Genomic DNA, 8,317 nt, shown 5'->3' with positions numbered 1-8,317 from the left:
CGGTCGATGTGGTCAGCAGCACAGGCGGATAGGCGGCAGCGGCGTCGACATGCTGGTAGGGCGAGTAGGCTGAAAGCCACTTCGCGTCTTCGGGTTTCGACGGATCGCCATATTCGGCCATCCACGAGGCGCCAGGCGGCAATTCGGCGTAACGCAGCATGTCGAGCAGCGGCACCTCGATGATGACGGCGCCGAAAAGCTCGGGATGCTGCGTCAAGGAAACGCCGGTCAGCAAGCCGCCATTCGAACCACCCTGGATGCCGAGCGAGCTTGCTGTCGCGATGCCGCGCTTGACGACGTCCTGCGCGACCGCTGCGAAATCGTCGAATCCGTTCTGGCGATTGCCCTTGAGCGCCGCCTGATGCCAGGCTGGGCCGAACTCGCCGCCGCCGCGGATGCATGCCTGCACATAGGCATTGCCTTTCTCCAGCCACAGCTTACCACGCACGCCGGCATAGCCGGGCAGCAGCGGCACTTCGAAGCCGCCATAGCCGTAAAGCAGCGTCGGCACCGGACCTTTCTGGTCGCGCCGCCTGACGACGAAATAGGGGATCATCGTGCCGTCCTTGGAGCGCGCCTCGAACTGTTCCGAGATCAGCGGCGAGGCATCGAAACGCGCCGGCTGCGACTTCACGGTGGCGAGCGTCTCGCCATTGTCGTCGGACCAGATGATCGAACTCGGGGTCAGGAAATCGGTGAAGGAGAAGGAGACACTCGAGCCGAACTGCTCGGCATGACTGATGCCGACATTGCCATTTTCGGGCAGCGCCACCGGTTTCAGCGACCAGTTGCCATCCATGCGCTCGCAGACGACGACTTTGCCGCGCACATTGTCCATCAGGCTGACGAACAGCCGGTCCCGCGTGCGGGCAATGCCGGCTATGGAAACGCGATAGGCCGGCTCGAACAAGGTTTCGACAGGCCCGATCGCGCCGGTCTCGACCCAGCGCGCCAGGTCCAGCGAATAAAGACCGTCGGGCTTGCAAACCGTGTCGTCGGGCGCCGTCCATGCACTGCGCACGCCGAACACGAGCTGATCCCTGAATATTGCCGTATCGGTCATGTCGTCCGGTAGCGGCAGCTGTTTGTTTTCGCCGGAAGGCAGCCGAAGGAAGATGTGCGAAGCGAAGAAATTCAGCGTTCGAGCCAGGACCAGATAGCGTCTGTCACCGTCGTACTCGACAGCGGCACCAACGGCGAGATCCTCTTTCTGCGCCTCGAAGATCGGCGTTGCGTCTTCCAGCTTGGTATCGCGCTTCCACAGCTTTATGATTCGCGGATAGCCGGACTCGGTCTTGTCGGCCTCGTCGAAAGCGGCCGAAACAATCACGGTGTCCTTATCCAGCCAGCTGAAACCCGACTTGGAAGCGGGTGCACGAAACCCACCCTCGACAAACGACTTGGTCGCGATGTCGAATTCGCGCATCTCGCTGGCGTCGCCGCCATCCGGCGACATCGAGACAAGGCAAAGGTTGAAGTCGGGATAGAGCCGGCTGGCGCCGCCAAAAACCCATTTTATCCCTTCCTCCGCCGCAAGCTGGTCGAAGTCGATGATCGTTTCCCAGTCGGGCTTCTCGGTCTTGTAGGAAGCGACGGTCGTGCGGCGCCAGAGGCCGAGCACATTGGTCTTGTCCTGCCAGAAATTGTAGACATGGCCGGCTTTTGCCGCGCCGACCGCGATGTTGTCCTCGGCCGTCATCAGGTCGAGCGCGGTCTGGAACGACGCCTGATAGGACGGATCGCCCTGCAATTCGCCAACCGTGATCTCGTTCTGGCGATGTACCCAGTCCAATGACTGCTTGGCTGTCCTGTCCTCCAGCCAGAGAAAGGGATCGTCGGTCGTGGGGGCGGAATTCGGCGTCTGGGTGGCAGGCTTGGTCATGAGGTCTCCGATAAACGCGTTGCTTTGAAAAAGCCAACGCCGACAGGCCGTCGATATTCACCATGTTCAGCGCACAATTGAGGCTTTCCGCCGACCAGCGAGGCTCGCAATGGCCAGCGCCAGGCACAGCAGCCCAAGCGTGATCGGCAGTCCGCCGGCGCCCATAACATCCATGGCGCCCCCCGCCAGCGGCGGCACGGCGATGCCGCCGACCCCCCACATCAAGGAAAAGGCCGCATTGCCGGCGACCAGTGCGGAGCCGGTGAAGCGTTCGCCGAGCTCGATGATCGACATTGTGTAGATGCCGTAGGAAACCGCGCCCCAGACAAAGATCATTGGCCAGATCAGCGGCGACTCGATGAGAAGCGGAAGCAGGACGCAGCCGAGCACCGTGATCGCGACGCAGGCAAGCCGCACCAGGCGCGCGGAAAGCCTTTCCGCCAAAAGGCCGAGCGGCACCTGCATGGCGATGTTGCCGGCGATCATCACCGACAGCAGCGCCGACATGCGGGTTTCGGTGATGCCGTGATGGGTGCCATAGACCGGCAGCAACGCCAGCGCACCCTGTTCGAAGCCGGCGGCGACTATGACGGCGAACAAAAGCAGCCACGCCAGCGGCACGAAACCCAGGACGGAAACCTGGTGCCCGGCCTCGTCGACCTTGGGCAAACGCGGCAGCACCGAGGCCAGGCAAATGCCACACAGCACGAAGGCGAAAATGCCGACGAGGAAGGGCGGCCAGCCCTCAGTGCCGACTGCAAGCAGGCACAGTGGCCCGGTCGCGAAACCGGCCGAGATGATCGTCGAATAGACACCCATGACGCGGCCGCGTCGGGCCGGCGGTGCCAGCGCGATCACCCAGATCTCGCTCAGCACATAGAGCGGATTGGTCACGACGCCGATCAGGAAGCGCAGGGGAAACCACAAATAGACATTTTGCGTCCAGCCGATCAGCGCCAGCACGACAGCCGAAAGGGCCGCACAGGTGAGCGCGGTGCGCCCTGCCCCGAATCGGCGGGCCAGCGCCGGGATCAACGGCGATAACAGAATGAAGCCAATCGGCGTCATGGCCGCCGACAAGCCGATCATCGCTGGCGAAACGCCCTGGCGCTGCAGGATGAAACTCAGCAGCGGATAGGACAACCCTTGCGCGATGGCGAACACCGAGACGGTCGCGATCACACCGGTGATCGCCGCCCATTGCATCGTCTCGTCCTTGTTCGATTCAACCAAATTCATGTACGCACCGCTGTCGGGCTGCAGGATTAGCGATTGAGTTGCGCAGAGGTAAGCCCCTGGCGGGCGAAAACTGCTTGCTCCAGACAGTGCCTGTCAGGAGGCTGGGCCTGTCAGGAGGTTGGGCCTGTCAGGAGGTTGGGCTTATCAGGAAGCTCGGCGCATGGATGAGCGGTACAGCGCGAACATCACCAGCACCGCGTCGAGAGCGGCAATAACCACCGGCAGCCCAAGTGGGCCGATGCCTTGCATGAGCAGGCCCGCACCGGGTGGGCCGACGATGCCACCAACGCCCCACATCAGCGCAAAGGCAGCGTTGCCGGCGACCAGCACAGAGCCCTTGAACCGGCTGCCGAGTTCGACCAATGCCATGGTGTAGACGCCGTAACCGACCGCGCCCATCACCAGCAGCACCACCCAGATCAACGGCGTTGTGATCAGCAGAGGCAGCAAAAGCGCGCAAACGGTTGTTGCCAGTGCGCAGACGATGATCATGGCGCGGCCGCCAAAACGCTCCGCCAGAAGGCCGAGTGGTATCTGCAGCAGGATGTTGCCGAGGGAAAGCGCCATCACCAGCGAGGCCAGAACGGCTTCCGCCAGGCCATAGCTGGCGCCGAAGACCGGGACCAGCGCATAGGTGCTCTGCTGGACCGCCGCCGAGACAAGCACGGCAAGCAGCAGCGCCGGCGCCATTTTGGCAAACCCGACAAGGCCGCTGGCAGGCTGGCCGTCATCCTCGAAGCCGGTGAGCTTTGACGAGACGGCGTGCAGGATCACCGCGCAGAGCGCGAAGCCGGCGACGCCGACCATGAAAGGCGCCCAGCCCGACGTACCGAGCAGGGTCAGCGCGAATGGTCCGGCGGCATAACCGGCGCCCATCAGCGTGTTGAACACGCCCATCACCCGGCCGCGCCGCGACGGCGGTGCCAGCGACAGCGCCCACACCTCGCCAAGGATATAAAGCGGATTGATGACCACGCCGATGATGAAGCGGATGACGAACCACGCCACCCAGTCCTGCAGATAGCCGATGCCCAGGAAGCAGAGCGCGCCGATCAGCGAGCAGCCGACCGCCAGGTTGCGCCCGCCGACCAGCCGCACCGCCGCCGGCACGAAGGAAGCCGACAGGATCAGCCCGAGCGGCATCATCGCCGCCGACAGGCCGATCAGCGCCGGCGACATGCCTTGCTTCTGCATCAGCAATGTGAACAGCGGCGAGCTCAGCCCTTGCGCGGCGCCAAACATGGCAAGTGCCGCGGTGACGCCGGCAAGCGCTGCCCATTGCGTTCCTGCTTCGCCTTCGCTCGAGCCGGTCGCGACCATGCTGCCATCCAGATGAACTGCTGGCCATCAGGCCGGCAAGCCAAGTAGCTATCGGTTCGATCCCCGGAAGGAAAGGGCCGGCCACCGAAATCCGCTTGCTCCAACGCGGCAACCTGATCAAGCCGATGTCGCGGCCGGGCACCTGCCGTTCCGGCATGTCGCTTCCCTCGCCCTAGTGGTCGTCGCCTCCGCAATGGCCGGACAGCCGCCGGTCCATTATGCCGCCCGCTATCGCATCCCACGAGGACCATCATGACCGCCGCCCTACAACCCTCAGAACCGGCATTGGCCACCGACCGCGCCCGTCGCGGCGGCCGCGCTGGAAAGCGCGCCGGCGGCTCAGCCGCGTTCGAGCAGCCGGCTTTTCGCCAGTTGAAGAACCCGCTGGCGCCAACCAGGCTGGTGTCCGACGACGAGCTGGAATCGATTCACCTCGCTTCCCTGCGCGTGCTGCGGGAAATCGGCGTCGACGTGCTGCATGATGAGGCCCGCAGCATCATGAAGGCGCATGGCGCCGACGTGCGTGACGGCTCAGAGCGGGTGCGCTTCGACAGCGACATGATCCTCGACCTGGTGTCGCACTGCCCGTCGGAATTCACCATCCATGCCCGCAATCCTGCGCACAATGTGCGCTTCGGCGGCAACAATGTGATCGTCTCGATGATGGCGTCGGCGCCCAATTGCTCCGACATCGATCGCGGCCGCCGGCCCGGCAACCAGCAGGACTACCGCAACTTCCTCAAGCTCGCGCAGATGCACAACATTCTGAACTGCACGGGCGGCTACCCGGTCGAGCCGACCGATATCCATCCATCCGTCCGCCATCTCGAATGCATCCGCGATCTCAGCGTGCTCACCGACAAGGTGTTCCACATCTATTCGCTCGGCAAGGAGCGCAATGTCGACGGCATCGAGATCGCCAGGATCGCGCGCGGCATCAGCCACGAGCAGATGCTCGAAGAGCCGTCCGTCTTCACCATCATCAACACCAATTCGCCGCTGAAACTCGATGTGCCGATGATGGAAGGCATCATCCAGATGTCGAGCAAGGGCCAGGTCGTCGTCGTGACGCCGTTTACCCTGTCGGGTGCGATGGCGCCTGTCACCATCGCCGGCGCACTGGTGCAGCAGAACGCGGAGGCGCTTGCCGGCATCGCCTTCGCCCAGATGGTGCGCAAGGGCGCCCCCGTCGGATATGGCGGCTTCACCTCCAATGTCGACATGAAGTCCGGTTCACCGGCGTTCGGCACGCCGGAATACATGAAGGCGCAGCTCGTCGGCGGCCAGCTTGCCCGCCGCTACAACATCCCCTACCGCACCTCCAACACCTGCGCCGCCAACACGGTCGACGCGCAGGCGGCTTATGAAAGCGTGTTCTCGTTGTGGGGCGCCATCCAGGGCGGCGGCAACCTGATGATGCATGCCGCCGGCTGGCTCGAAGGCGGCCTGCGCTGCTCCTACGAGAAGACCATTCTGGACATCGACCTGCTGCAGATGGTGGCCGAATTCCTGACCCCGCTCGACCTTTCCGAAGAGGCACTCGGCTTCGACGCCATCCAGTCGGTCGGCCCCGGGGGCCATTTCTTCGGCACCCAGCACACGCAGGACCGCTACAAGACCGCCTTCTACTCGCCGATCCTCTCCGACTGGCGCAATTACGAGACCTGGGCGGAAGCCGGCTCGCCGACGGCGCTCGAAAAGGCCAACAAGGTCTGGAAGGAGCGGCTGGCGTCCTATGAGGAGCCCTACATGGACCCGGCCATCCGCGAGGAACTCAACGCCTTCGTCGCCAAGCGCCGGTCCGAAGGCGGCGCGCCGACCGATTTTTGATCGGCAGTATTGTTGATGAACGGTCGACCCCCACTCCGTCGAGCTGCGCTCGACACCTCTCCCCCGATCGACGGGGGAGAGGAAAGGCGCGAGCTTATGCACGCTGGCACCCTTCCTCTCCCTCCGGAGGGGGGAGAGGTGGCGTCGCGAAGCGGCGACGGAGTGGGGGAAGGCGCTCATGAAACCCGTAGCCGTCGCAAAACGGGCACTACCCAGCGAGCCAGAAAACTCAGGCAAGGTGACAACCAGGCCGAAGCGCTGCTTTGGCTTGAGTTAAAGGCCCGCAAGCTTGGCGGCTACAAGTTCACGCGACAGTTCTCTATCGGACCATACTACGCGGACTTCGCTTGCCGCAAAAATTGGCTTGTCGTGGAAGTCGACGGACACCAACACGCCGGCAGCTCATATGACCGCCGCCGCGACGATTTCATGCGTGCCCAGGGCTATTCGATCCTGCGTGTTTGGAACCATGACGTCCTGAAACATCGTACTCCGGCCTGTGAAACCATCCTCGCCGCGCTTGATGGCAGCCTGGCCGAGAACACGGCCGCATCCGATCTCCGCTTTGTTTTCACACCCCGCTCACCCGATTCAATCTCTTCAAACACGGACCTATCCAGATGAAATCACACGTAAAAGCGGTTGTCATCGGCGGCGGCGTCGTCGGCTGCTCGGTTCTCTACCACCTGGCCAAAGCCGGCTGGACCGACATCATGCTGATCGAGCGCTCTGAACTCACATCCGGCTCGTCCTGGCACGCGGCGGGCGGCTTCCACACGCTGAACGGCGACCCCAACGTCGCCAAGCTGCAGGCCTATACGGTGCAGCTCTACAAGGAGATCGAGGAGATATCCGGCCAGTCCTGCTCGCTGCATTTGACCGGCGGCGTGATGATGGCCGATACGCCCGAGCGCATGGACTTCCTGCGCCTTGCCCACGCCAAGGGCCGCTATCTCGGCATGGACACAGAGCTGATCACCCCTTCCGAAGCCAAGGCGATGTTCCCGCTGATGGACGAGACCAATTTCGTCGGCGCCATGTGGGATCCGGTCGAAGGCCATCTCGACCCGTCCGGCACCACCATCGCCTATTCAAAGGCGGCGAAAAAACTCGGCGCCGAGATCGTGCTGCGCAACCGCGTCGTGGAATTGACGCAGGAGGTCGACGGCACCTGGAATGTCGTCACCGAACAGGGCACGGTGAAGGCCGAGCATGTCGTCAATTGCGGCGGCCTGTGGGCGCGCGAGATCGGCCGCATGGTCGGCGTCGAACTGCCGGTTCTGGCCATGGAACATATGTATCTGCTCACCGAGCCGATGCCGGAGGTCGAGGAATTCAACAAATCGACCGGCCGCGAAATGATCGGCGTGCTCGACTTCAAGGGCGAGATCTACACCCGCCAGGAGCGCAACGGCATCCTGCTCGGCACCTACGAGAAGGCCTGCAAGCCGTGGTCGCCGGTCAACACGCCATGGGATTTCGGCCACGAATTGCTGCCGCCGGACCTCGACCGCATCGCGCCGTCGCTGGAAATCGGCTTCAAGCATTTCCCCGGCATCGAAAAGGCCGGCATCAAGCAGATCATCAACGGCCCCTTCACCTTCGCGCTGGACGGCAACCCGCTGGTCGGCCCGGTGCAGGGCCTGACCAATTTCTGGTGCGCCTGCGCCGTGATGGCCGGCTTCAGCCAAGGCGGCGGCGTCGGTCTGGCACTGTCGAACTGGATGGTGCATGGCGATCCTGGCTTCGATGTCTGGGGCATGGATGTTACACGCTTCGGTGAATGGGCCGGCCTGCGCTACACCAACGCCAAGGTGCGGGAAAACTATTCGCGCCGCTTCTCCATCCGCTTCCCCAATGAGGAACTGCCGGCGGCACGTCCGGCGCAGACGACGCCGCTCTACGACACGATGCTGGCCAACAACGCGGTCATGGGCGACAGCTGGGGCCTCGAAACCCCGCTCTGGTTCGCACCTGAAGGCAAGGAACCCAGGGATATCGTCTCCTTCCATCGCTCCAACGATTTTGGGCCGATCGGCGAGGAAG

At 63.4% G+C, this 8,317-nt stretch carries 6 protein-coding genes; 3 read left to right on the top strand and 3 right to left on the bottom strand.

Annotated features, from left to right (window positions below):
• The 3 genes from EN879_RS15275 to EN879_RS15265 all read right to left on the bottom strand — a co-directional run.
• On the bottom strand, nucleotides 1–1,882 hold a 1,882-nt coding region (locus tag EN879_RS15275; RefSeq protein ID WP_164774417.1), incomplete at its 3' end, for a prolyl oligopeptidase family serine peptidase.
• A gap of 66 nt (nucleotides 1,883–1,948) precedes the next feature.
• The gene (locus tag EN879_RS15270) at nucleotides 1,949–3,121 is read right to left on the bottom strand and encodes an MFS transporter (RefSeq protein WP_063168191.1); all 1,173 of its coding nucleotides are present in this window, start codon (nucleotides 3,119–3,121) and stop codon (nucleotides 1,949–1,951) included.
• A 144-nt stretch (nucleotides 3,122–3,265) separates the two neighbouring features.
• The gene (locus EN879_RS15265) at nucleotides 3,266–4,441 is read right to left on the bottom strand and encodes an MFS transporter (RefSeq protein WP_027160489.1); all 1,176 of its coding nucleotides are present in this window, start codon (nucleotides 4,439–4,441) and stop codon (nucleotides 3,266–3,268) included.
• A 252-nt stretch (nucleotides 4,442–4,693) separates the two neighbouring features.
• Here EN879_RS15265 and EN879_RS15260 point away from each other — a divergent pair, with 252 nt between their 5' ends.
• From EN879_RS15260 to EN879_RS15250, 3 genes are all read left to right on the top strand, one after another.
• A complete protein-coding gene (locus tag EN879_RS15260) occupies nucleotides 4,694–6,271 on the top strand; it encodes a trimethylamine methyltransferase family protein (protein WP_024501293.1) in 1,578 nt (525 codons plus the stop codon).
• 138 nt (nucleotides 6,272–6,409) lie between these two features.
• Complete coding sequence (locus EN879_RS15255; RefSeq protein ID WP_127224122.1) at nucleotides 6,410–6,895, top strand: DUF559 domain-containing protein; 486 nt, start codon at nucleotides 6,410–6,412, stop codon at nucleotides 6,893–6,895.
• On the top strand, nucleotides 6,892–8,317 hold a 1,426-nt coding region (locus tag EN879_RS15250), incomplete at its 3' end, for an FAD-dependent oxidoreductase (protein ID WP_127274116.1). The genes EN879_RS15255 and EN879_RS15250, both read left to right, overlap by 4 nt.

Source organism: Mesorhizobium sp. M7A.F.Ca.AU.002.02.1.1 (assembly GCF_003998535.1).
GTDB classification, from domain to species: Bacteria; Pseudomonadota; Alphaproteobacteria; order Rhizobiales; family Rhizobiaceae; genus Mesorhizobium; species Mesorhizobium ciceri.
Note: the sequence above shows the minus strand (reverse complement) of the source record. Positions and strands in the feature narration are given on the sequence as shown.

Bases quoted from the DNA above. Each gene is read 5' to 3' on its own strand.
- EN879_RS15260 (WP_024501293.1), top strand. From the start codon at position 4,694: ATGACCGCCGCCCTACAACCCTCAGAACCGGCATTGGCCACCGACCGC.
- EN879_RS15265 (WP_027160489.1), bottom strand. From the start codon at position 4,441: ATGGTCGCGACCGGCTCGAGCGAAGGCGAAGCAGGAACGCAATGGGCA.
- EN879_RS15270 (WP_063168191.1), bottom strand. From the start codon at position 3,121: ATGAATTTGGTTGAATCGAACAAGGACGAGACGATGCAATGGGCGGCG.